This is a genomic window from Pseudomonas sp. TH07 (genome assembly GCF_016651285.1).
Lineage (GTDB): Bacteria > Pseudomonadota > Gammaproteobacteria > Pseudomonadales > Pseudomonadaceae > Aquipseudomonas.
This window is the reverse complement of the sequence record NZ_JAEKED010000001.1, coordinates 6788041-6812408: the sequence shown is the minus strand read 5'-3', so window position 1 is coordinate 6812408 and position 24368 is coordinate 6788041. Positions and strand designations below refer to the sequence as shown.

The following is a 24368-nucleotide window of genomic DNA, read 5'->3' as shown; positions in this document are numbered from 1 at the left end:
TGCTCTTGGTGGGTGCAGATTGAGAACTGCTGCACGTCTGACCCCGGCGCCGAGCCTTGAGAGCGCAGGATGGCGACTAATTATTTCAAGACGTCATCCGTTCTCATTGGAGAAAGGTCACGGGCCAAGAGCCTTGTCATGCAGCGCTTGAAACCTCCTCTATATCGGAATAACCCTTTGTTTATAAAAGGGTTGTGAGGCGCTCGGCAGCTCCCGGATCGACACCAATTGCAAGCATAATCCTGGCAGGAAACCCCATGACGGACGCGTTCGAACTCCCCAGCACCCTGGCCCACGCCCTTCAACGCCGGGCGGCTCAGACGCCCGATCAAGTGGCCTTGCGCTTTCTTGCCGAAGACCAGGATCAGAACGTGGTCCTCACTTACCGCGACCTCGATCTGCGCGCGCGGACCCTGGCTGCGGCCCTGCAAGCCAACGCCGAGCTGGGCGACCGGGCGGTGCTGCTGTTCCCCAGCGGGCCGGATTATGTCGCGGCGTTTTTTGCCTGCCTGTATGCCGGGGTGATCGCGGTCCCGGCTTATCCACCGGAGTCGAGCCGGCGCCATCACCAGGAGCGGCTGATCTCGATCATCGCCGACGCCGAGCCCAGGCTGCTGCTGACCAGTGCCGGCCTGCGTGAATCCCTGCTGCAGATGGAAGAGTTGCAAGCCCCCGGAGCACCGCCCCTGCTTTGTGTCGACACGCTGGATCCGAGCCTGGCCCAGGGCTGGCGGGCCGTTGAGCTGGCGGCCGACGATATCGCCTTCCTGCAATACACCTCCGGTTCGACGGCGCTGCCCAAGGGTGTGCAAGTCAGCCATGGCAACCTGGTGGCCAACGAACTGCTGATCCGTCGCGGCTTTGGCATCGACCTCAACCCCGATGATGTGATCGTCAGCTGGCTGCCGCTGTACCACGACATGGGCCTGATCGGCGGGTTGCTGCAACCGATCTTCAGCGGCGTGCCCTGTGTCCTGATGTCCCCGGGGTATTTCCTCGGTCGGCCCCTGCGCTGGCTGGAGGCGATCAGCGAGTACGGCGGCACCATCAGCGGTGGCCCGGACTTCGCTTACCGCCTGTGCAGCGAGCGGGTCAGCGAGTCGGCCCTGGCGCGCCTGGACCTGAGCCGCTGGCGCGTGGCCTATTCCGGTTCCGAGCCGATTCGCCTGGACACCCTGGAGCGTTTCGCCGAGAAATTCGCCGCCTGCGGATTCACCTCCCATCAGTTCTTTGCGTCTTATGGTTTGGCCGAGGCCACCTTGTTCGTGGCCGGCGGTACCCGTGGCCAGGGCATCCCGGCGTTGCGCCTGGATGACCAGGCCCTGGCGCGCAATTGCGCCGAGCCGGGCAGCGGCAATGCGCTGATGAGTTGCGGCAGCAGCCAGCCGCTGCACGCGGTGCTGATCGTCGACCCCCACACCTTGTCCGAACTGGCCGAAAACCAGGTGGGCGAAGTCTGGGCCGCCGGCCCGAGCATCGCCCACGGTTACTGGCGCAACCCCGAAGCCAGCGCCAAGACCTTTGTCCAGCACGCTGGTCGCACCTGGCTGCGCACCGGTGACCTGGGCTTTATGCGCGCTGGCGAGCTGTACATCAGCGGGCGCCTGAAAGACCTGCTGATCGTGCGCGGGCACAACCTTTATCCACAGGACATCGAGCAAACCATCGAGCGTGAAGTGGAGGTGGTGCGCAAAGGCCGGGTCGCGGCGTTCGCGGTCACCGAGCAGGGCGTGGAAGGCATCGGCATTGCCGCCGAGATCAGCCGCAGCGTGCAGAAAATCCTGGCGCCCGAGGCCTTGATCAAGCTGATTCGCCAGGCCGTGGCCGAGGCCTATCAGGAAGCGCCAAGCGTGGTGGTGCTGCTCAACCCGGGGGCGTTGCCCAAGACCTCCAGCGGCAAACTGCAACGCTCGGCCTGCCGCACGCGCCTGGCCGATGGCAGCCTGGATCACTATGGATTGTTCCCGCCGTCGCACGGGGGCGCCCTTGAGTCGACCCCGGCCGAGCAGGGCAGCAGTGAGCTGCACGCCGTGATTGCACAGATCTGGGCCGAGCAGCTGCAAGTGCCGCACGTGGCGGCCGATGATCACTTCTTCCTGCTTGGCGGCAACTCGATTGCCGCGACCCAGGTGGTGGCGCGCCTGCGGGAAGCGCTGGGCCTGGAACTGAACCTGCGGCTGCTGTTCGAGGCCCCGACCCTGGCCGGTTTTGCTGCCCAGGTGGCGCGCCTGCAACAGGACGGCGGCCTGGCCCAGGGCGCCATTGGCGCCTTGTCCCGCAGCGAGGCCCTGCCGCAATCCCTGGCCCAGAACCGGCTGTGGATCACCTGGCAACTCGACCCGCAGAGCACGGCCTACAACATTCCCGCCGGTTTGCGCCTGCGCGGCGAACTGGACCAGGACGCCCTGCGCACCAGCTTCGAGCAATTGATCGAACGCCATGAATCGCTGCGCACGCGCTTTTTCGAACGCGACGGCCAGGCCCTGCAGCAGGTGGCCCCGAGCGCTGAATTCAACCTGCAACTGATCGATCTCGGCGACCTGCCGCCGGCCGAGCGCGAAGCCCGGGCCCGGCAGATCCGCGAGGACGAAGCCCGCACCCAGTTCGACCTGGAGCACGGCCCGCTGCTGTGGGTCACCCTGCTGCGCCTGGACGACGAAGAGCACCAACTGCTGGTGACCTTGCACCACATCATTGCCGACGGTTGGTCGCTGAACCTGCTGATCGACGAGTTTTCGCGCCTGTATGCAGCGGCCTCCCAGGGGCAGGTGGCGACGCTTGCGCCCCTGCCGTTGCAGTACGCCGATTACGGCAGTTGGCAGCGCCAGTGGCTGGCCCAGGGCGAGGGCGAACGCCAACTGGCGTATTGGAAACAGCAACTGGGGGACGAGCACCCGAGCCTGGAACTGGCCACCGACCACCCACGCGCTGCGCAGCTCACCCGCAGCGCCGCACGCCACAGCCTGCGCCTGGGCGCGAGCCTGAGCGAGGCAGTGCGCGAAGCCGCCCAGGCCCAGCAATCGACCGCCTTCATGGTGCTGCTGACGGCGTTCCAGAGCCTGTTGTATCGCTACAGCGGTCAGCGCGACCTGCGCATCGGCGTGCCCAATGCCAACCGCCCGCGCCTGGAAACCCAGGGCCTGATCGGCTTCTTCATCAACACCCAGGTGCTGCGCGCCAACATCGATTCGCGGCTGTCGTTCGCCGAGCTGCTGCAACAGACCCGGCAAGCCGCGCTGGAAGCCCAGGCCCATCAGGACCTGCCGTTCGAACAACTGCTGGAAGCCTTCCCCCAGGCGCGGGAGCAGGGCCTGTTCCAGGTCATGTTCAACCACCAGCAGCGCGATCTCAGCGCCTTGCGCCGGCTGCCCGGGCTGCTGGCCGAAGAGTTGCCGTGGCACAGCCGCGAAGCCAAGTTCGACCTGCAACTGCACAGCGACGAAGACCGCAATGGGCGCCTGAGCCTGGCCTTCGATTACGCCGATGAACTGTTCGACGCCGCCACCATCGAGCGTCTGGCCGAGCATTTCGTCAGCCTGCTGCAACAGGCCTGCGAGCAGCCGGATACTGCAATTGGCGACCTGCAACTGCTCAACCCGGCCGAGCAGGCCCAGCAACTGCAATGGAGCAGCGCCCCCTGCGCCCCGGCCACGCGCTGGCTGCCGGAGCTGCTCTGCGAACAGGCGCGGCTGACCCCGGAGCGCAGTGCCCTGCTGTGGGACGGCGGCCAGATGAGCTTTGCCGAGCTGCACACCCAGGCCAACCGCCTGGCCCATTACCTGCGCGACAAGGGCGTGGGCCCGGATGTGCGGGTGGCGATTGCCGCCGAGCGTTCGCCACACCTGCTGATCGGCCTGCTGGCGATCCTCAAGGCCGGTGGCGCCTATGTGCCGCTGGATGCGGATTACCCCGCCGAGCGCCTGGCCTACATGCTGGGCGACAGCGGCGTCGAGCTGCTGCTGACCCAGACCCACCTGCTCGAGCGCCTGCCCCCGTCCGAGGGCGTCAGCACCATCGCCATGGACAGCCTCAAGCTCGACACCTGGCCAAGCCACGCCCCGGGCCTGCACCTGGATGGCGAGCACCTGGCCTATGTGATCTACACCTCCGGTTCCACCGGCCAGCCCAAGGGTGTGGGCGTGACCCATCAGGCGCTGAGCGAACGCTTGCAGTGGATGCAGGCCACCTACCGCCTGGACGCCAGCGATGTGCTGATGCAAAAGGCGCCCATCAGTTTTGACGTGTCGGTCTGGGAGTGCTTCTGGCCGTTGATCACCGGTTGCCAGTTGTTGATCGCCGCCCCCGGCGAGCATCGCGACCCGCACCGTATCGCCCGCTTGGTGCAGGACTACGGCGTGACCACCCTGCACTTTGTGCCGCCGCTGTTGCAGCTGTTTATCGATGAGCCCCTGGTCGCCCAGTGCACAAGCCTGCGCCGCCTGTTCTCCGGGGGCGAAGCCTTGCCTGCCGAATTGCGCAGCCGAGTCCTGGAGCAACTGCCGCAGGTGCAACTGCACAACCGTTATGGCCCGACCGAGACCGCGATCAACGTTACCCACTGGCACTGCACCGATGCCGACGGCGAGCGTTCGCCCATCGGCCGGCCCCTGGGCAATGTGATTTGCCGCGTGCTCGACCACGACCTCAACCCATTGCCTGCCGGCGTGCCGGGTGAGCTGTGCATCAGCGGCAACGGCCTGGCCCGTGGCTACCTGGGACGTCCGGCGCTAACCGCCGAACGTTTTGTGGTCGACCCGCTGAGCGTCAGCGGCGAGCGCCTGTACCGCACCGGTGACCGGGTGCGTTGGAGCCGCGAGGGTGTGCTCGAATACCTCGGACGCCTCGATCAGCAGGTCAAACTGCGGGGCTTTCGCGTCGAGCCGCAGGAAATCGAAGCGCGGCTGCTGGCCCAGGACGGCGTGGCCCAGGCTGCGGTACTGGTGCGCGACACCCTGGCCGGGGCGCAACTGATCGGCTACTACACCAGCAGTGACAGCAGCGAGGAGCACGCGGCGCAGAGTGTCCGCCTGAGAACCGCGCTGGCCGCCGAGCTGCCGGACTACATGGTGCCGGCGCAACTGCTGCGCCTGGAGGCCATGCCCCTGAGCCCCAGCGGCAAACTCGACCGCCGTGCCTTGCCCGAGCCGCAGTGGCAGGTGCGCGAGCACGTTGAGCCGAGCAGCGCCCTGGAACAGCAAATCGCCGGGGTCTGGCGCGAAGTGCTGGGCCAGGAACGGATCGGCCTGCGTGACGATTTCTTCGCCCTGGGCGGCCACTCGTTGCTTGCCACGCAGATTATTTCCCGCACCCGCCAGGCCTGTGATGTCGAGCTGCCGCTGCGGGTGCTGTTTGAAGCCAGCGAGCTGGGGGACTTTGCCGAACAGGTGCGATTGATCCAGGAAGCGGGGCAACGCAACCAGCAGCCGCCGATTGCCAAGGTCGACCGCAGCCTGCCGGTGCCACTGTCCTATTCCCAGCAGCGCATGTGGTTCCTGTGGCAAATGGAGCCCGACAGCCCGGCCTATAACGTCGGCGGTATGGCGCGCTTTAGCGGTGTGCTGGATATCGGGCGTTTCGAGGCGGCGTTGCAGGCGCTGATCATGCGCCATGAAACCTTGCGCACCACCTTCCCCAGCGTCGACGGCGTGGCCCGGCAACAGGTGCACGGGCAAAGCGCGGTGCGCATGGCCTGGAAGGATTTTTCCGCGCTCGACGCTGCGGCCCGGGAGTCGCGTCTGCAGCAACTGGCCGACAGCGAGGCGCATACACCGTTCAACCTGGAGACCGGCCCGCTGCTGCGGGTGTGCCTGGTCAAGGCCGGCGAGCAGGAGCACTACCTGGTCCTGACCCTGCACCACATCGTCACCGAGGGCTGGGCGATGGATATTTTCGCCCGGGAGTTGAGCGCGCTGTACGAAGCCTTTATCGACGACCGCGAGTCGCCCCTGGAACCGTTGCCGGTGCAGTACCTGGACTACAGCGTGTGGCAGCGCCAGTGGCTGGAGGCCGGCGAACGCCAGCGCCAGCTCGACTACTGGACCACGCAACTGGGCTACGAGCACCCGCTGCTGGAGTTGCCCAGCGACCGTCCGCGGCCGCCGGTGCAAAGCCATCAGGGCGAGCTGTACCGCTTCGACCTGAGTGACGATTTGGCAGCGCGGGTCCGCGCCTTCAATGCGCAACAGGGCCTGACCCTGTTCATGACCATGACCGCGACCCTGGCAGTGCTGCTGTACCGCTACAGCGGCCAGACCGACCTGCGCATCGGCGCGCCGGTGGCCAACCGCATCCGCCCGGAAAGCGAAGGGCTGATCGGTGCCTTCCTCAATACCCAGGTCCTGCGTTGCCAGCTCGACGGGCAGATGAGCGTGGCCCAGCTGTTCGAGCAGGTGCGGCACACCGTGATCGAGGGCCAGTCCCATCAGGACCTGCCGTTCGACCACCTGGTGGAAGCCCTGCAACCGCCGCGCAGTGCTGCCTACAACCCGTTGTTCCAGGTGATGTGCAACGTGCAGCGCTGGGAATTCCAGCAAAGCCGGCAACTGGCCGGGATGAGCGTGGAATACCTGGCCAACGACGCGCGGGCGACCAAGTTCGACCTCAACCTGGAAGTCACCGACCTCGACCATCGCCTGGGTTGCTGCCTGACCTACAGCACCGACCTGTTCGACGAGCCGCGCATTGCGCGGATGGCCAGGCACTGGCGCAACCTGTTGCAGGCGCTGATCGCCAATCCGCAGCAGCGCTTGAGCGAACTGCCGCTGCTGGACGCCGGCGAGCAACAGCAGCTGCTGGACAGCCTGGGCATCGAGCCCGGGGTGCATCGTCTCGACCAATGCATCCAGCAGCTGTTCAGCCAGCAGGCGCAGCTTCGCCAGGACGCGCCGGCCCTGACCTTTGCCGGGCAGACCCTGAGCTACAGCGAGCTCGACAAGCGCGCCAATCGCCTGGCCTGGATGCTCCGTGAGCGTGGGGTTGGCCCCCAGGTCCGGGTCGGTCTGGCCCTGCCGCGCTCCCTGGAAATGGTCATCGGCTTGCTGGCGATCCTCAAGGCCGGCGGCGCCTACGTGCCCCTGGACCCGGAATACCCGCTGGACCGCCTGCATTACATGATCGAAGACAGCGGCATCGGCCTGCTGCTCAGCGACAGCGCGATGTTCGAGGCCCTGGGCCCGCTGCCGGCCACGGTCGGGCGCTGGTGCCTGGAGGCAGACGGCGCGCTGCTGGCCGACTACCCGGCCAGTGAGTTGCCCTTTATCAGCCTGGCGCAGCATCAGGCCTACCTGATCTACACCTCGGGTTCCACCGGCAAACCCAAGGGCGTGGTGGTGGCCCACGGCGAAATCGCCATGCATTGCCAGGCGGTGATCAAGCGCTTCGGCATGCGCGCCGACGATTGCGAGCTGCACTTTTATTCGATCAACTTCGACGCCGCCACCGAGCGCCTGCTGGTGCCGCTGCTCAGCGGCGCCCATGTGGTGCTGCGGGCCCAGGGCCAGTGGGACGCGCAGGAGATCTGCCAACTGATCCGCCAGCACCGGATCAACATCCTCGGCTTTACCCCCAGCTACGGCAGCCAGTTGGCGCAGTGGCTGGCAACCCAGGGTGAAACCCTGCCGGTGCGCATGTGCATCACCGGCGGCGAAGCCTTGACCGGCGAGCACCTGAGCCGGATCCGCGCGGCGTTCCAGCCGAGCCTGTTCTTCAACGCCTACGGCCCCACTGAAACCGTGGTCATGCCCTTGGCCAGCCTCGCACCCCAGGTGCTGGAGGAGGGCGTCGGCAGCCTGCCGATCGGCAGCGTGATCGGCGCCCGTGTCGCCTACATTCTCGATGCCGACCTGGCCCTGGTGCCGCAAGGTGCCACCGGTGAGCTGTATGTCGGCGGTGCCGGCCTGGCCCAGGGCTATCACCAGCGTCCGGGCATGAGTGCCGAACGCTTTGTCGCCGACCCGTTCAGCACCGAGGGCGGGCGCCTGTACCGCACCGGCGACCTGGTGCGCCAGCGTGCCGACGGCCTGGTGGAATACCTGGGGCGGATCGACCATCAGGTGAAAATCCGTGGTTTCCGCATCGAGCTGGGGGAGATCGAGACCCGCCTGCTGGAACATGCTGCGGTGCGTGAGGCGGTGGTGCTGGCGCTGGAGATGCCCGGTGGCCGGCAGTTGGCGGCCTACCTGGTGAGCGAGGCGGCCGAGCACGGCGCCGAGCAGCAGAACGCCCTGCGTGATGCGCTCAAGCTGCACCTGAAAAGCCAGTTGCCGGACTACATGGTGCCGACCCACCTGATCCTGCTGGCGAGCATGCCCCTGACCGCCAACGGCAAGCTCGACCGTCGCGCCTTGCCCCTGCCGGACCCGGAGCTCAACCGCCAGCAGTACGTGGCGCCGAGCAACGAGTTGGAGCAGACCCTGGCCCAGGTCTGGTGCGAAGTGCTGAACCTGGCTCAGGTCGGCCTGAACGACAACTTCTTCGAACTGGGGGGCGACTCGATCCTGTCGATCCAGGTGGTCAGCCGGGCGCGCCAGCTGGGTATTCATTTCAGCCCGCGTGACCTGTTCCAGCACCAGACCGTGCAGACCCTGGCCGCCGTCGCCAGCCGCAGCCAGCAGGTCAGTGCCGAGCAAGGCCTGCTCAGCGGCGCGTCGGGCCTGACGCCGATCCAGCACTGGTTCTTCGACAGCGCCATTCCCGAGCGCCAGCACTGGAACCAGGCCTTGCTGCTGCAACCGACCCAGGCGCTGGATCCGCAGCACCTGGAGCAGGCCCTGTTGACGGTGCTGGAGCACCACGACGCCCTGCGCCTGCGCTTCAGCCAGGACTCGGGCACGTGGCAGGCCGAACACCAGGCCCTGGGTGACGAGCCGCTGCTGTGGCACGTGCGCGTGCCGTCCATGGAGCGTTGCCTCGAACTGTTCAGCGACGCCCAGCGCGGCCTCGATCTGCAGCAGGGGCCGCTGTTGCGGGCGCTGCTGGTGGACGGGCCGCAAGACCAGCAACGGCTGTTGATTGCCATTCACCACCTGGTGGTCGACGGGGTCTCGTGGCGCGTGCTGCTGGACGATCTGCAAAGCGTCTACCGCCAGTTGCTCGAGCAGCAGGCGCCGCGTCTGCCGCTGAAAACCAGTGCCCTGCGCGACTGGGCGGCGCGCTTGCAGGCCTATGCCGGCAGCGAGTCCCTGCGCGAAGAGCTGGGCTGGTGGCAGGATCAACTGGCCGGTCCCAGCGCCGAGCTGCCGGTGGAGCGCGCCCAGGGCGGGCAGCAACACCGGCACGGGCAGACCGTCAGCGTGACCCTGGATGCCCCGTGCACCCAGCAACTGCTGCAACAGGCGCCCGCCGCCTACCGCACCCAGGTCAACGACCTGCTGCTGACGGCCCTGGCGCGGGTGCTGTGCCGCTGGACCGGGCAGGACTCGGCGTTGATTCAGCTCGAAGGCCACGGCCGCGAAACCCTGTTCGACGACATCGACCTGACCCGCAGCGTGGGCTGGTTCACCAGTGCCTACCCGTTGCGCCTGACCCCGTTGCAGATCGAAGAAGCAGCCGGGCAGGGCGCCTCGATCAAGGCCATCAAGGAGCAATTGCGCGCGGTGCCGCACAAGGGCCTGGGTTATGGCGTGCTGCGTTACCTGGCCGACGACCTGAGCCGCCAGACCCTGGCCGCCTTGCCCCGGGCGCCGATCACCTTCAACTACCTGGGGCAGTTCGACCAGAGTTTTGCCCAGGACGCGTTGTTCCGCCCCCTGGACGAGCCGGTGGGCCCGGCCCACTCGCCGGACGCACCGCTGCCCAACGAGCTGAGCGTCGACAGCCAGGTGTATGGCGGCGAACTGGTGCTGCGCTGGACCTTCAGCGCCGAGCGCTTCGACAGCCAGACCATCACCGACCTGGCCGAGGCCTACCTGGGCGAGCTGCGTAGCCTGATTGCCCATTGCCTCAAGGATGATGCCGGCGGCCTGACGCCCTCGGACTTCCCCCTGGCCCGCCTGACCCAGGCACAGCTGGACGGTTTGCCGGTGCCGGCGGCGCAGATCGAAGACGTGTACCCGCTGACCCCGATGCAGGAGGGCATGTTGCTGCACACCCTGCTGGAGCCGGGCACCGGCCTGTACTACATGCAGGACCGCTACCGCATCAACAGCGCACTCGACCCCGAGCGTTTCGCCCAGGCCTGGCAGGCGGTGATCGCCCGTCATGAAGCCTTGCGCGCGTCCTTCTGCTGGAACGTCGGCGAGGACATGCTGCAAGTTATCCACAAGCCGGGCAGCACGCCGATCGAGTACCTGGATTGGACTGTGGTAGCCGAGGCCGAGCAGGAGCCCCAACTGCAAGCGCTGCTCAAGCGTGAGCGCGAAGCCGGGTTCGAACTGCTGGAGCAGGCACCGTTCCACCTGCGGCTGATCCGCGTCGGCGCCACCCGCTACTGGTTCATGATGAGCAACCACCACATCCTGATCGATGCCTGGTGCCGCTCGTTGCTGATGAATGACTTCTTCGAGATCTACAGCGCCCTCGGCGAAGGCCGCGACCCGCAACTGGATGTGGCGCCGCGCTATCGCGACTACATCGGCTGGCTGCAACGCCAGAGCCTGGCCGAGGCGCGCCAGTGGTGGCAGCGCAACCTGCAAGGGTTCGAGCAGACCACGCCGATCCCCAGCGACCGGCCTTTCCTGCGTGAGCACGCCGGTGACAGCGGTGGCATGACCGTCGGCGACTGCTACACCCGTCTCGATGCCCGCGACGGTGCGCAATTGCGCGAGTTGGCGCAGCAGCACCAACTGACCATCAACACCTTCGCCCAGGCGGCCTGGGCTCTGGTGCTGCGGCGTTTGAGCGGCGAGCGCGACGTGCTCTTCGGCGTCACCGTGGCCGGACGCCCGGTGGAGATGCCGCAGATGCAACGCACGGTGGGGCTGTTTATCAACAGCGTCGCGCTGCGGGTCAAGATGCCGGCTGACGATCAGCCGTGCAGCGTGCGCCAGTGGCTCGGCGAGTTGCTGGCCAGCAACATGGAGCTGCGCGAGTACGAATACCTGCCGCTGGTGAGCATCCAGGAACACAGTGAACTGCCCAAGGGCCAGCCGCTGTTCGACAGCCTGTTTGTGTTCGAGAACGCGCCGGTGGAAGTCTCGGTGCTGGACCGTGCGCAAAGCCTCAATGCCACCTCGGATTCGGGCCGCACCCACACCAACTTCCCGCTGACGGCGGTGTGCTACCCAGGGGATGACCTGGGGCTGCACCTCTCTTACGACCAGCGTTACTTCGACGAGAACACCGTGCAGCGCATGCTGGGCGAGTTCAAGCGCCTGCTGCTGGCGCTGATGCACGGCTTGCACGGGGACATGGCCGACCTGCCATTGCTCGGCGAGCAGGAGCAGCAATTCCTGCTGCACGACTGCAACCAGAGCGCCGGTGATTACCCGCTGGAGCGCAGTTACGTCGAGCTGTTCGAGGCGCAAGTAGCGGCCCATCCGCAACGCATTGCCGCCACCTGCCTGGATCAGCACCACAGCTATGCCGAGTTGAACCGACGCAGCAACCGCCTGGGGCATGCCCTGCTGGCCAAGGGCGTGGGCTTCGACCAACCGGTGGCGCTGCTGGCCGAGCGCGGCCTGGACCTGCTGGGCATGATCATCGGCAGCTTCAAGGCTGGGGCCGGTTATCTGCCCCTGGACCCGGGCCTGCCGAGCCAGCGCCTGGAGCGCATCATCGACCTGAGCCGGACCCCGTTGCTGGTGTGCACCCAAGCCTGCCGTGAACAAGCGCAGCACCTGCTCGACGAGTTGGCCTGTGCCCACCGCCCGCAATTGCTGGTGTGGGAGGCGGTGCAGGCCGGCGATTTTGCCGAGGGCAACCCGGGCCGCTACAGCGCCCCGGACAACCTGGCGTACGTGATCTACACCTCGGGTTCCACCGGTCTGCCCAAGGGCGTGATGGTGGAGCAGCGCGGCATGCTCAATAACCAGTTGAGCAAGGTGCCGTACCTGCAACTGAGCGAGGCCGATGTGATCGCCCAGACGGCGTCCCAGAGCTTTGATATTTCGGTCTGGCAGTTCCTCGCTGCGCCGCTGTTCGGGGCGCGGGTGGACATCGTGCCCAACGCCCTGGCCCACGATCCCCAGGGCTTGCTGGAACACGTGCAGGCCCAGGGCATCAGCGTGCTGGAAAGCGTGCCGTCACTGATCCAGGGCATGCTTGCCCAGGAATCGGTGGCGCTCGACGGCCTGCGCTGGATGTTGCCCACCGGCGAGGCGATGCCACCGGAACTGGCCCATCAGTGGCTGCTGCGTTATCCACAGGTGGGGTTGGTGAATGCCTACGGGCCGGCCGAATGTTCCGATGACGTGGCGTTCTTCCGCGTCGACCAGGCCTCGACCCGTGGCAGTTACCTGCCGATCGGCACGCCCACCGACAACAACCTGCTGTACCTGGTGGACGACGCCCTGGCCCTGGCGCCCCTGGGTGCGGTCGGCGAATTGTGCGTGGCCGGCACCGGTGTCGGGCGCGGTTATGTCAGCGATCCGCTGCGCACCGCCCAGGTGTTCGTGCCCAACCCGTTCGGCGCGCCGGGCGAGCGTTTGTACCGTACCGGTGACCTGGCGCGGCGCCGCAGCGATGGCGTCCTGGAGTACGTCGGGCGCATCGACCACCAGGTGAAAATCCGCGGCTACCGCATCGAACTGGGGGAAATCGAAGCTCGCCTGCACGAGCATCCGGACGTTCGCGAAGCGGCGGTCGGGGTGCAAGAGGGCGCCAATGGCAAGCACCTGGTGGGCTACCTGGTGGCCAGTGACTCGGCGCTCACGCCCGGCGAACGCCTGGAGCGGATCAAGCAGCAACTGCGCAGCGAACTGCCGGAATACATGGTGCCGCTGCACTGGCTATGGCTGGAGCGCATGCCCCTCAACGCCAACGGCAAGCTCGAGCGCAAGGCCCTGCCGGCCCTGGAGATCGGCCAGTTGCAAGGCCAGGACTACCTGGCACCGCGCAACGAACTGGAGCAGACCCTGGCCGCGATCTGGGCCGAGGTACTGAAGGTCGAGCAGGTGGGCATCGGCGACAACTTCTTCGAGCTCGGCGGCCACTCGCTGCTGGCCACGCAGATCGCCTCGCGGGTGCAAAAGCAACTGCAACGCAACGTACCGCTGCGGGCCATGTTCGAATGCAGCACGGTGCAGGAACTGGCCGAGTACATCGACGGCCTGGGCACCAGCGAAATCGATGAAGAAAAAGCCGACCGCCTGAGCGATCTCATGGCCGAACTGGAGGGCCTCTAACCCACTGACCCTGTAGCCGCTGCCGAGGCACGAGGCTGCGCTGTCCCCCTCCATCCGCCAACCCACCCGTAGGCGAATCCAAGGTCAGCCCAGCCTCCATCTCGCGCGGCAATCCTTGCTATAGTCCCGCCCCCATGCCCGCCAGCGCCCTCATCGTTGCTGCCGGGCATTGTTGTTTCAGACAGGTTTTCAAGAATCAAGAATCAAGAGTCAAGGATCAGGGACGATGACGGCACAGCTTTACTGGCGGGATATCGAGAGTCGGCAAGGCCGCTGGGTGGGCCTCGGGGTTCAGGTTGAGGGCGAGGCGCGCAAGCCCGAGCTGCACCTGCTGACCGGCAACAACTGGCGGATGCAGCTGATGCTGGGCGCCACGCCACTGTTCTGGGCGACCATGGCCGGTTATTGCGACGGCGTGTGGCTGATCAGGAATGCCCAGGCGGCCGAGGCGCTGCAACTGTTGCCGAGCATCTCCTCGGCAGAGGTCGAACAGCATCAGGCGCTGGCCCCCGACGCGCGGCTCAAGGCCTGGAGCCGCCATTTCGTCAGCCAACTGCACAGCCTGCAAACGGACTTCTTCTACCCCGGCTACTGGATTGCCCGGGGCCTGCTGCCGGACCCGGACAACATTCGTGGCATCGAGCGCAACGGCGTTTCGGCCTGGTCCTTTGCCTCCATCGACGACACCTCCAGCCACCTGCCGGGCTGGCGCCTGCGGAGCAGGGCGCTGGCCGACGACCTGGCCGTGGAACCGGTGCACTGGATCAACTGGTGGTCCCACGACAGCAACCTGATACGCCTGCGCCGCGTCGACCCCACGGCCGGGCGCCTGAAGTGGTGGCGCAAGAAGGCGCGCGAGGGCAGCTTGCCGCCGATCCTGTTGTGGTTCGTCGGTGGCCTCAGTGCCTATGTGGTCCTCGATGGCCATTACCGCTTGCAGGCCGCCATCGAGGAAAACCGCCCGCCGCAATTTATCGTCCTCAGCTCGACCCATATCCAGCCGGTGCAGCCCGACCCCGATTGGCAGCAACAGGTGCTGGAAACCTTGCGCCGGCAGATCGACAAGTACCCCAACTTCAACCCGGCGAGCATGAATGACGTGCTGATCCACGCCTTCGACGACCGCCCCGAGCATTCCCCGCAGACCCACACCTGGGTCGGTATCGGTTCGGACCAGGCCTGGGTCGATGAGGTCAGCCAGCATTTGCAGGCCCAGGGTGAAATCGAGCATTTGCAGGACATTATTCAGCGCAAGGCGTGAGCCTCGCGGGTGGCAGGCAGGGATTGAGGAGTGAAGGTGGAACAGATTTTCTGGCGTGATATCGAGGACCTCGCAGGCAACTGGAGCGGCCTGGGCGTGGACGTAAAACGGCCGTCCGCTGCCAAGCCGCCGTTGCGTCTGCTCAGTGGCGACAACCTGCGCATGCAACTGGTGCTGGGGGATCAGACCCTGCTCTGGGGCACCCTGTCGCGCTGCTATTACGGGGTGTGGCTGATCCGCAACACCCTGCTCGAGCAACTGCCGCTGACCCTGGTCGAGGCCATTGATTCGCCCACGGTCGAACAGCACGCGCAACTGGCGCCGGCCTTGCGCTTAAAGGCCTGGAGCCGGTTTTTCATCGACCAGCTGCGGCACCAGCAGCCCGACTTCCTGTACCCCGGCTACTGGCTGGTGCGCGGCTTGTGGCATCAGCCGCTGAAGCTGATACAGCGCCAGTGGGCACAGGATCAGCACTGGAATTTCGTCGGCGGCCAGGACGCCCTGAGCCATTTGCCTGAGTGGTCGATACGGGGCGATAACCTCCTGAGCAACCAGGAGCCCGGCGCGCCACGTTGGGTCGCACTCGGGGAAGCCGGCGGGGCGGTGGTCGGCCTGCACGCGGTGGATCCGTTTTCCGGACGCCTTACCGGACGCCTGAAGTGGTGGCGCAAAAAGGTGCGCGAGGGCAGCCTGCCGCCAATCCTGCTGTGGTACGTCAGCGGCCTGAATGCCTACCTGATTCTGGATGGCCATTACCGCTTGCAGGCGGCCCTGGATGAACAGGTGGCGCCGCAGTTCCTGGTCCTCAGCTCGCCGAAACTGTCCCATTACCGCCGCAATGAAGAAGAGGAACAGAAAGTCCTGAATGCCCTGCTGCGTCAAAGTGAAAAGAACAACCTCGACCTGAGCCACGTCAACCAGCGCTTGATCTACACCTTCGACGACCGCCCCTACCACAGAGTCGGCAGCCAGGCCTGGGCCGGTATCGCCTCGAACGAGGCCTGGGTCGACGAAGTAACCCGGTATTTGACGGCGCACGGCATGACCGAGCAGTTGCCGAATATCATTGAGCGGCGTGAGTGAGGTTGCGCTACAACCCCGTCGCCCCGATACCCTGTAGCCGCTGCCGCCAGGCTCGGGCCGCGTTCGGGCGCTGGCCCTCAACGACACCCCCAAACCACTGACACCCTATCGGCGGCTATCCTGGCCAGCGCAGCCTGGCGGCAGCGGCTACAGGTGCCTCAATCAATCTGACTTCCTGTTGCCTTTGGTCGCGGACACAGAGGTGCTGATCCACCTCTGCCTGCTGCTTGAATCAGGGAAACCGCGGGCGGTATGGCTTATTTCGGACCGAGGATTTTCAGCAGTTTGTCCGGCGAAGGTGCGCCTTGCTGCTGTTGCAGCTCGCCCTTGTCGTCGAGGTAGAAGATCGCCGGGGTGGCGGACAGTTCGAGTTCTTCCATCAGCTTCATGTTGGCGTCGAGCTTGGCCTGGATGGCCGCCGGGATTTTCGCCAGGGGCTTGAGGGTGCTGCCTTTGCCGGCTTTTTCGTGCTCGGCCAGGGTTTTCTGCGGGTCTTTGGCGGCGAGCAGGGCGGCGGATTTACCCGGGCTGTCTTCGCGGATGATGCCGACCATGATGTGCCGCAGCTGGACCTTGCCTGCGTTCACCCAGGGCCGGGCCTGTTCCCAGAACATGTTGCAGTACGGGCAATTGGGGTCGCTGAACAGGTACACGGTGCGCGGCGCGTCCTTGTTGCCGTCGGCGATCCAGTTGCTGGCTTCCATCTTGGCCCAGACTTCCTTGGACATCGGCGCGTACACCAGCTTTTGCAGGGGCTCGGCGCTCAGGTCCTTGCCGTCGGCGTCGTACAGGTTGCCCAGCAGCACGTGCTGACCGTCGGCGGTCAGGTACAGGGTCATGCCCCGGTTCTGGTACTGCGCGGCGTAGCCCTTGAGGCCGCTGGGGGCGTCGAAGCTGCCGATGATCTTGGCGCCCTTGGCTTCGATCTTGCGGATGGGCGCCGGCAGTTCTTCGGCGTGCAGCGCGGTTACCGGCAGCAGGGCGGCGCCCAGGGACAGGGTCAGCAGGTGGCGGATGAAGGGCATGGCAGTTTCCTTGAAGGGGCGAGCGCCGAGGTGTGCGGCGTGTCGAAGTTTTCCAGGGCGCGGGCCAGGCTGGCCTCGGACAGTTCGCCCAGATGGCTGCCTAACAGGCGCCCGTCGGCGCTGTAGAACAGGGTAGTCGGCAACGCCATCGAACCCACGGCCTTGCCGAGGCGGCCGCTGCCGTCGAACAGCACGTTGTTCAGGTTCAGACCCTGGGTGGCCAGGTAGGTGCTGACGCTTTGCATGCTTTCGGCCTGGTTGACGAACAAGAAGGTCAGGTCCGGGCGTTGCTGCTGGGCTTTTTCCAGCACCGGCATTTCTCGCCGGCACGGTGGGCACCAGGTGGCCCAGAGGTTGATCACCAGCGGGCCGCCTTGATAGTCGGTCAATTGCACGCTTTCGCCGGTGGCGCTGTGCAGGGTGATCTCGGGCAGGCGCGTGCCTTGCTCGTACAGGGTCAACGACAGGCTGGCCAGCATCCAGAACGCCAGGCCGCTGCCGACCCCGGCGCCCAGGGGCCGGCGCAGCGCCGGCCGGCGCCAGCCCCAGGCCAGCGCCCCGAGCACCAGGACAATGACCCCGGGCCAGACCAGGAAGCCGCCGTCGCGCAGGTCGACGATCTGCCACAGGTCATCGCGATAGTGTTTCCAGTAGGCCAGCACAAAGCCTGCGCGCGCGGCCAGGAGGCCGAGCAGGAACAGGCTGAACAGCACCGATTCGGGGTTTTCACCACCGCGCTTGGCCACCCTCCAGCCAATCAGGGTGGCGAGCGCCAATGCACTGATCAACAGCAGGTGGTTAAGGGCGATGGCAAAGGTGCCGATGGTAAAGGTCAGCATCAACGGGCTTCCCGGGTGATGGTCCAGCGTTGCAGAAAAGCCGCGGCATCCACCTCTCCGGTGATCCGCTGGCTACGACGTTCTTCGCCGTCCGGGCCGATCCACAGCAGGCTCGGCGGCCCCGGCACTTTATACCGGTTGAGCAGTTCGCGGCTGTCGGCGTTGTCGGCGGTGACATCCAGGCGTAGCAGGCGCACGTCGCTCAGGGCCTGCATGACAGTGGCCTGGCCGAACACCTGCTTCTCCATGACTTTGCACGACACGCACCAGTCGGCGTAGTAGTCCAGCAGCACCCATTGGCCCTGGGCCTTGGCACTGTCGAGGGCGCCTTGCAACTCGGCCGGGGTCTTGACGGTATGGAACGCTTCGTCGGTGGTCGCGGCGCTGGCGACGTTGCCGCCGCTGTAGACCTGCAAGGGTTGCCACAGGTTGTCGCTGCCGCCGGCGGCGCCCACCAGCAGCAGGCTGCCCCACAGCCCGACCAGCAGCGCGCCGGCACCGAACAGGTGCAGCAGCCGTCCGGCAATGGCCCGTTGTTGCCAGGTGGCGTAGGCCAGCACCAGGCCCAGGGCGCCCCACAAACCCATCCACAGGCTGGCGTCCAGCACCGGGCGCAGCATATAGATCGCGGTGCCGAGGAACATGAAGCCGAACGCGCCCTTGAGCAGGTTCATCCACGGCCCGGGCTTGGGCAGGAAACGGTTGCCCACGGTCACCAGCAGCAACAGTGGCAGGCCGATGCCCAGGCCCAGGGCAAACAGGGCCAGGCCGCCGAATACCAGGTCGCCGGTCTGGGCGATATACAGCAGGCCGCCGGCCAGGGGCGCAGTCATGCACGGGCCGACCAGCAAGGCGGAGAGGGCGCCGAGAATGCCGCAGCCGATCAGGCTGCCGCCCTGGCGCTGACGGCTGGCGTCTTCCAGGCGGTCGCGCAGGAAGGCGGGCAATTGCAATTCGAAGAAGCCGAACATCGGCAGCGCCAGCAGCACGAACAGCGCGGCGAAGCTGCCCAGGACCCAGGGCTGTTGCAGCCAGGCTTGCAGGTTGCTGCCCAGCAGCGCGGCAATCACGCCCATGGCGGCATACACCAGGGCCATGCTCAACACATAGCTGCTGGCCAGGGCCAGGCCGCGACGGGGGCTGGCGCCACTGCCCACCACCAGCCCGCCGAGGATCGGCAGCATCGGCAGCGAGCACGGGGCAAAGGCCAGCACCAGGCCCAGGCCGAAGAACAGCAGCAGGCTCCAGCCCAGGCTCTGCTGTTGCAGGCTGCTGGCCAGGGCCTGGTCCGCCGCTTGCGTGGTGTTGCCGGCCAGCGCCGGGCTGCCCCCCAGGTCAACCTCCAGCGATTGCGGCGGGTAGCACAGGCCGGCGTCGGCGCAGCCTTGCCAGCCGACCTTGATCTTGCCGCTGGCGCCGGCCGGGATCTTCAGTTCCAGGCCCTGGCGATAGACTTGCTGGGCGCCGAAAAACTCATCGCTATGGGCCTCGCCCTCGGGCAGCGGCGGTTTGTGCGCATCCGCCAGGCCATCGAGTTTCAGCCGCTGTTGATAGAGGTAGTAGCCATCGGCAATTTGCCAATAGAGCTGGGTCTCTCCGGAGTCGAGACGTTGTGAAGTGAACACGAAAGCCTTGCCGACCGGCAGGAAGTCCGGCTTGACCTCGAACGGGTTATTCCCCGCCTGGGCCACGGCCGAGACCAGTAAACACAGCAAAATAAACAATCGACGCATGCTAAAGCCTTAAACCTTTGGGGGCAGCGAGCACAATGGCGGGTGGCGATTAACCGATGATTAACCCTGCGCAGCTTGTGGCGTTGGCCGTGCGGGCCATAATGTCGGCTTAATCCCGCGCGGTCTTAATCTACGCTTTTCTACAGGTCTCACCATGCACGTACTTGTCTGTGAAGATGATGAGCTGATCGCCAGCGGCATAGTCGCCGGTCTCACGGCCCAGGGCCTGACCGTGGAGCATGTCGCCACCGCTTCCGCGGCGCGGGCCATGCTCGGGGTGGCCGAGTTCGATGTGATGGTGCTCGACCTGGGCCTGCCTGATGAAGACGGCCTCAAGCTGCTCAAGCAACAGCGCCAGCAAGGCCTGGAGATTCCGGTGTTGATCCTTACCGCACGCGATTCGGTCACCGACCGCGTCGACGGCCTGCAGGCCGGTGCCGACGATTACCTGCTCAAACCCTTCGACCTGCGTGAACTCGCCGCACGCCTGCACACCCTGTTGCGCCGGGTGGCCGGGCGCAGCGTCAACCTGATCGAGCATGGCCGCCTCAGCTACGACCCGAGCACCCGGGAAACCCTGCTCGGCGGCGCACCGGTAGACCTTTCCCGACGCGAGCAGGCGCTGCTCCAGGCGCTGCTGCACAACCGTGGTCGGGTGCTCTCCAGCGAGCAGCTCAAAGACAGTGTCTACGGCTTCAACGACGAGCTGGAGAGCAACGCGCTGAACGTGCATATCCACCACCTGCGGCGCAAGCTCGGCAACGGCATCGTCGAGACCGTGCGCGGCCTGGGCTATCGCCTGGGGCCGGCAGATGGCGGGGAGGACGCCTGAGTGATGAGCCTGCGCCTGCGCCTGAGTCTGACCCTGGGCGCTGCCTTTATCCTGATCTGGGCCCTGGCGGCGGCCTGGATGCTCAGCGACCTGCGCAATCAGATGATGTTTTCCCTCGACCAGCGCCTGGTGGCTTCGGCGCGCATGGTCGCCGGCCTGCTGGAGCAGTTGCCGGAGCTGCCGAACAAGGGTGAGGGCACCCATTTCAGTGCCCAGCAATTGAATGTCCCCGGCGGCATGGCGTGCCAGGTCAGCTCGTTGCGGGGCGAGATCCTGGCCCGGAGCCACAGCACCCCGGAGCAGAAACTGGAGGCCGAAAAACTGGGGTTTCATGACCAGATGATTGACGGCGCGCGCTGGCGCAGTTTCACCCTGGCCCGCGACAACCTGCGCATCACCACCGCTGATCGCCAGGTGGAGCGCGAAGCCCTGAACATGTCGGTGCTGCTGGCGGCCTCGGTGCCGGTGGGCGTGGCGCTGCTGGGGTGCCTGTGGCTGTTCTGGCTGGGCATCGGCCAGGGCCTGGCGCCGCTCAACCGTATTCGCGACGCCTTGATGCGGCGCAGCGCCGATTCCCTGGAGCCGTTGCAGATCGATCCGATGCCCAGTGAACTGCGGCCGTTGGTGGAAACCCAGAACCAGCTGTTCCAGCGCATCGCCAAGACCCTGGAACGGGAACGCCGCCTGACTGGCGACGCCGCCCACGAACTGCGCAGCCCACTGACGGCGATCAAGACCCACCTGCAAGTGGCGCGCATGACCGAGGGGGCCGCGCGCGACCAATCCCTGGCTCGTGCCGAAGAGGGCGCCGACCGCATGCACCGGACCCTGGAACAATTGCTGCTGCTGGCCCGGGTCGAGGGCAGCCTGTCGTTCGACGACGGCGTGCAGTGCAACGCCGAGCAGGTGGCGCGCCTGGCGATCCAGGACGCGGCCAGCGGCGCGCGCCAGCGGATCCGTCTGCACCTGAACGACTCGGTGGCCACCGCACCGGTGGAAATGCCCTCGGTGCTGGCGATTGCCGCCCTGCGCAACCTGCTGGACAACGCCTTGCGCCACACACCGGACGACGCGCCGGTGGAGCTGACACTGGAAACCGTCGGCAGTCGTGTGCGCTTCCAGGTGCGCGACCATGGCCCCGGTATTGCCCAGGAAGACCTGCAGCACCTGACCCAGCGTTTCTGGCGCAATGGCCAGAGCACCGGCTGTGGCCTGGGGCTGGCGATTGTCCAGGCGATCGTCCAGCGCTGCGGTTGTGCCTTGCTGTTCGACAGCCGGCCGGATGGCCTGCGGGTCGAATTGACCTTGCCGCTGCACGCCGCCTGATCCCACTCCAGGGCATCACGCCCTGGATCTTTTTCGTGACTGGAGCAACGCGGCTGATGACCGCTCGCGGGCCCACGTCGCCGGATGCGGATTGCCCGGCACCTGCCGTTGAGCAATTAACTGTCCCCTGGGTGTAAATCCCTGTCGTGCTGGTGCGTTTCCAGAACAGGAAAACCTGCGAGTGTGCGCCGTCACGGCTGCCTCTGGCTGGTGAGCAGTTTTGGTCAATTCCAGCGTGAGGGTTTGCGATGTCAGCCGTTACCAGCCTTATTGAAGATCAGCCCGCGCGGGTCAGCCCCGCGCCGGCCGAAACCCTGTATCAGTTCAACGAATCGCCGTTGCTGGCGCGTCAGGCCCGCCAGGAGTCCAACGCCCGCAGTTACCCACGGCGCATACCGTTGGCGCTCAAGCGCGCGCGCGGCATTTATGTCGAGGACGTCGAAGGCCGGCGCTTTATCGATTGCCTGGCCGGTGCCGGCACCCTGGCCCTGGGGCATAACCACCCGGTGGTGATCGAGGCCATCCAGCAAGTGCTGGCCGACGAATTGCCGCTGCTGACCCTGGACCTGACCACGCCGGTCAAGGACCAGTTTGTCCAGGACCTGTTCGGCCTGTTGCCCCAGGCCCTGGCCGACGAGGCGAAGATCCAGTTTTGCGGCCCCACCGGCACCGACGCGGTGGAAGCCGCGTTGAAGCTGGTGCGAACCGCCACCGGCCGCAGCACCGTGCTCTCGTTCCAGGGCGGTTACCACGGCATGAGCCAGGGCGCCTTGAGCCTGATGGGCAGTCTGGGCCCCAAGCGCGCGATGGCCGGCCTGTTGAGCAACGGTGTGCAGTTTCTGCCCTACCCCTACGACTACCGCTGCCCGTTCGGCCTGGGGGGCGAGGCCGGGGTCAAGGTCAACCTGCATTACCTGGAAAACCTGTTGAGTGACCCGGAAGCCGGCGTGCAGTTGCCGGCGGCGGTGATCGTCGAGGCGGTGCAGGGCGAGGGTGGGGTGATCCCGGCCGATGTTGATTGGCTGCGCGGCCTGCGGCGGATTACCGAGAAGGCCGGCGTGGCGCTGATCGTCGACGAGATCCAGAGCGGTTTCGGCCGCACCGGCAAGATGTTTGCTTTCGAACACGCGGGGATCATTCCCGATGTGGTGGTGATGTCCAAGGCCATTGGCGGCAGTTTGCCGATGGCGGTCATGGTCTATCGCGAATGGCTCGACACCTGGTTGCCGGGGGCCCATGCCGGCACCTTCCGTGGCAATCAGATGGCCATGGCTACTGGATCGGCGGTGATGCGTTACCTCAAGGAGCATCGCCTGCCGGAACACGCGGCTGCCATGGGGGAGCGCTTGACCGAGCACTTGCGGATCCTGCAACGCGAGTTCCCGCAACTGGGGGATATTCGTGGCCGTGGGTTGATGCTCGGCGTCGAGCTGGTCAACCCCGAAGGCGAGCGCGATGCCCAGGGCCACCCGCCGCACTACGGGCAGTTGGCGCCACTGGTGCAGCGCGAGTGCCTCAAGCGCGGGTTGATCCTGGAGTTGGGCGGACGCCATGGCAGCGTCGTGCGTTTCTTGCCGCCGTTGGTGATTACCGCGGCGGAAATTGACCAGGTGGCGAAGATTTTCAGCCTGGCGGTGGCTGCTGCGGTGAGCAGTTTGTAATTTATTGCCGCGCTGATCCGTTCCTTTTACACAGTGGCCGCGCACGTGGCGTGGCGAACCTTATATCGATGGAGACACGCAATGACTTCAGTATTTGACCGCGAGGACATCCTCTTTCAGGTAGTGGTCAACCACGAGGAGCAATACTCGATCTGGCCCGACTACAAAGCCGTGCCACAAGGCTGGCGCACCGTCGGCAAGAGCGGCTTCAAAAAGGAATGCCTGGCCTATATCGAAGAGGTCTGGACCGACATGCGCCCCCTGAGCCTGCGCCAGAAAATGGATGGCCAGGCCGTCGCGGCGCAGTAAATCCCAGATATGCCGCGCCTGTAGCCGCAGCCTGCGGCAGCGGCTACAGGGCTCACCAAAACGCCGTGATGTGTCAGGTGTGCTTGGCGCAGCCTGCGGCCGTGGCCACAAGGGTGTAGCTCAATGGCAAGCGCCATGGCGCTTCTTTGAGGTGCCATTCTTCCTGGTCGTCCAAGACCATCTGTCCAGGCAGCGCTTCCCAGGGAATACTTTGGTGTTCCACCAGGGCGCTGATCTGCAGGCCATATTTCAGCAGTGCGGTGATGACCTCGCCCAGGCCGTGGTTCCATTCGTAGCTTTGGCTGGCCTTGATCCGGACCTCGCTTTGCACATAGGTCGTCTCATCGTTCCAGCTCAGCGGCTGCGCCTGTTCGAAGTAGGGGCGGTCCACCACCAGGGCGTCTTGGCGGTCTTCGTTGAGGCTCATCATCATTGGGTGCCCATCGCGCAGGAACAGCCGGCCACCGGGCTTGAGCAGTTCACTGACGGTGCGTGCCCATTGGTCGATGCTCGGCAGCCAGCACAGGGCGCCGATGCCGGTGTACACCAGATCGAAACTCGCCTTGGGCAGCACCTCGCAGGCCGCGTAGACATCGGACTCCACATAGGTGATCGGCGTGGCGCATCGCTCCGCCAGGCTGCGGGCCTGGACCAGCGACGCCGCGGAGAAATCCAGCCCGCTCATCTGCGCGCCGAGGCGCGCCAGCGACAGCGTGTCGGTGCCGATATGGCATTGCAGATGCACGGCCCGCAGGCCGCGGATATCGCCCAGCAGCGGTTGATCGAAACGCACCACGCACGACAGGTGGTGGGGGTCGTCGAGGTAGCGCTGGAACGCATATTCCTCGGACGCGGCATGCAGCGGTGCGCGTTCGTCCCAGTTGGCTTGGTTGAGCTTGAGGTAGTCGCTCATGGGGCAGGGCTCCTGTCGGTCCTTGAAGGCGAACGGCAGGTTAGCACCGGCTAGGGGGCTATTTCCTGAAGGTTTTTGTAAGCGCGTAACGGCCTGTAGGTGCCGG

Annotated in this window: 11 protein-coding genes; 7 read left to right on the top strand and 4 right to left on the bottom strand. The window is 65.9% G+C overall.

Annotated features, from left to right (window positions below):
* Positions 1–257 precede the first annotated feature (257 nt).
* The 3 genes from JFU57_RS30905 (at position 258) to JFU57_RS30895 (ending at position 15624) form a co-directional block, all read left to right on the top strand.
* Complete coding sequence (locus tag JFU57_RS30905; protein ID WP_201131867.1) at positions 258–13280, top strand: non-ribosomal peptide synthetase; 13023 nt, start codon at positions 258–260, stop codon at positions 13278–13280.
* A gap of 226 nt (positions 13281–13506) precedes the next feature.
* A complete protein-coding gene (locus tag JFU57_RS30900; protein ID WP_201131866.1) occupies positions 13507–14541 on the top strand; it encodes a hypothetical protein in 1035 nt (344 codons plus the stop codon).
* Between the two features lie 36 nt (positions 14542–14577).
* Positions 14578–15624: a hypothetical protein gene (locus tag JFU57_RS30895; RefSeq protein WP_342032586.1), complete on the top strand. Its 1047-nt coding sequence runs from the start codon at positions 14578–14580 to the stop codon at positions 15622–15624.
* Positions 15625–15881: 257 nt separating this feature from the next.
* On the opposite strand, the gene dsbG is transcribed toward JFU57_RS30895, so the two are convergent.
* Genes dsbG through dsbD form a run of 3 tightly spaced genes read right to left on the bottom strand, consistent with a single transcriptional unit; the run spans position 15882 to position 19221 of the window.
* Entirely contained in the window at positions 15882–16649 is a 768-nt protein-coding gene (dsbG, locus tag JFU57_RS30890; RefSeq protein WP_078470619.1) for a thiol:disulfide interchange protein DsbG, read from the bottom strand.
* Positions 16625–17488 (bottom strand): TlpA disulfide reductase family protein, encoded by an 864-nt coding sequence (locus tag JFU57_RS30885; protein ID WP_201131864.1) that lies wholly within the window; start codon positions 17486–17488, stop codon positions 16625–16627. The genes dsbG and JFU57_RS30885 overlap by 25 nt, the downstream gene beginning before the upstream one ends.
* Complete coding sequence (gene dsbD, locus JFU57_RS30880) at positions 17488–19221, bottom strand: protein-disulfide reductase DsbD (RefSeq protein WP_201131863.1); 1734 nt, start codon at positions 19219–19221, stop codon at positions 17488–17490. The genes JFU57_RS30885 and dsbD overlap by 1 nt, the downstream gene beginning before the upstream one ends.
* Positions 19222–19375: 154 nt before the next feature.
* Here dsbD and JFU57_RS30875 point away from each other — a divergent pair, with 154 nt between their 5' ends.
* From JFU57_RS30875 to JFU57_RS30860, 4 genes are all read left to right on the top strand, one after another.
* The gene (locus tag JFU57_RS30875) at positions 19376–20053 is read left to right on the top strand and encodes a response regulator (RefSeq protein ID WP_020299753.1); all 678 of its coding nucleotides are present in this window, start codon (positions 19376–19378) and stop codon (positions 20051–20053) included.
* Between the two features lie 3 nt (positions 20054–20056).
* On the top strand, positions 20057–21379 hold the full coding sequence (locus JFU57_RS30870) for an ATP-binding protein (RefSeq protein ID WP_078470615.1): 1323 nt from the start codon (positions 20057–20059) through the stop codon (positions 21377–21379).
* A gap of 248 nt (positions 21380–21627) precedes the next feature.
* Positions 21628–23040, top strand: coding sequence for an aspartate aminotransferase family protein (locus tag JFU57_RS30865; RefSeq protein WP_201131862.1), 1413 nt, complete (start codon positions 21628–21630; stop codon positions 23038–23040).
* Between the two features lie 81 nt (positions 23041–23121).
* Positions 23122–23349, top strand: a complete 228-nt coding sequence (locus JFU57_RS30860; RefSeq protein WP_201131861.1) for an MbtH family protein — start codon at positions 23122–23124, stop codon at positions 23347–23349.
* A 73-nt stretch (positions 23350–23422) separates the two neighbouring features.
* Here JFU57_RS30860 and JFU57_RS30855 read toward each other — a convergent pair whose 3' ends face one another.
* On the bottom strand, positions 23423–24262 hold the full coding sequence (locus JFU57_RS30855; protein WP_201131860.1) for a class I SAM-dependent methyltransferase: 840 nt from the start codon (positions 24260–24262) through the stop codon (positions 23423–23425).
* Positions 24263–24368 lie beyond the last annotated feature (106 nt).

What these genes read in the sequence shown, in the direction of transcription:
- JFU57_RS30905 (WP_201131867.1), top strand. Translation starts at nt 258, where the DNA reads ATGACGGACGCGTTCGAACTCCCCAGCACCCTGGCCCACGCCCTTCAA.
- JFU57_RS30900 (WP_201131866.1), top strand. Translation starts at nt 13,507, where the DNA reads ATGACGGCACAGCTTTACTGGCGGGATATCGAGAGTCGGCAAGGCCGC.
- dsbG (WP_078470619.1), bottom strand. Translation starts at nt 16,649, where the DNA reads ATGCCCTTCATCCGCCACCTGCTGACCCTGTCCCTGGGCGCCGCCCTG.
- JFU57_RS30885 (WP_201131864.1), bottom strand. Translation starts at nt 17,488, where the DNA reads ATGCTGACCTTTACCATCGGCACCTTTGCCATCGCCCTTAACCACCTG.
- dsbD (WP_201131863.1), bottom strand. Translation starts at nt 19,221, where the DNA reads ATGCGTCGATTGTTTATTTTGCTGTGTTTACTGGTCTCGGCCGTGGCC.
- JFU57_RS30875 (WP_020299753.1), top strand. Translation starts at nt 19,376, where the DNA reads ATGCACGTACTTGTCTGTGAAGATGATGAGCTGATCGCCAGCGGCATA.
- JFU57_RS30870 (WP_078470615.1), top strand. Translation starts at nt 20,057, where the DNA reads ATGAGCCTGCGCCTGCGCCTGAGTCTGACCCTGGGCGCTGCCTTTATC.
- JFU57_RS30865 (WP_201131862.1), top strand. Translation starts at nt 21,628, where the DNA reads ATGTCAGCCGTTACCAGCCTTATTGAAGATCAGCCCGCGCGGGTCAGC.
- JFU57_RS30860 (WP_201131861.1), top strand. Translation starts at nt 23,122, where the DNA reads ATGACTTCAGTATTTGACCGCGAGGACATCCTCTTTCAGGTAGTGGTC.
- JFU57_RS30855 (WP_201131860.1), bottom strand. Translation starts at nt 24,262, where the DNA reads ATGAGCGACTACCTCAAGCTCAACCAAGCCAACTGGGACGAACGCGCA.